Origin of the sequence: Streptomyces sp. SID13726, assembly GCF_010548375.1 — a bacterium.
Taxonomy (GTDB): domain Bacteria; phylum Actinomycetota; class Actinomycetes; order Streptomycetales; family Streptomycetaceae; genus Streptomyces.
In genome coordinates this window covers 1-519 of sequence record NZ_JAAGLY010000264.1, presented here as the reverse complement: position 1 = coordinate 519, position 519 = coordinate 1, and the positions used below count along the sequence as shown (strand labels likewise).

1 protein-coding gene is annotated in these 519 nt (G+C 75.9%); it reads right to left on the bottom strand.

The features are described from left to right. Positions 1 to 210: 210 nt before the first annotated feature. Positions 211 to 519 (bottom strand): proteasome accessory factor PafA2 family protein (locus G3I78_RS47535; RefSeq protein WP_203616514.1); only part of this gene is annotated, 309 nt, incomplete at its 5' end.

Sequence of the window (519 nt, the reverse complement as noted above, 5' to 3'; positions counted from 1 at the left end):
GCTCGTCGTCGGGACGCCGGTCCTCGTGCGACGCGTGGGTGCGTTCGGTACCCGCCATGGCTGCCTCCTCGTCCGTCGGCCCGGTGTCGCGCCGACGCTCTGTCCGTTCCAACCCGGTCGGGGCTCGCGCCCTTCCCGGCCCTGCTCGCACGCGGCGCCCGTTCCGCGAGGGGCGGGGCGCCGTCGTACGTCCAGCCTAGTCGCCGCGGCTCACGACGGGCCCGCCAGACCCGCCAGGAGTGCCGCCGCGTCCGGGCTCGCGTCGAGCAGCGCGCCGATGTGCGCGCGCGTCCCCCGCAGCGGGTCCATCATCGGGACGCGCTGGAGCGACGGTGCGCCCTGGACGTCGAAGATCACGGAGTCCCAGCTCGCGGCCGAGACCTGGTCGCCGTAGCGGGCCATCACCTCGCCGCGGAAGAACGCCCGCGTGTCCTCCGGGGCGTGGTGCACGGCGGCACCGACCTCGCGCTCCGTAACGACGCGGTCGACCGCGCCCGCGGCGAGCAGGCGGTGGTAGAC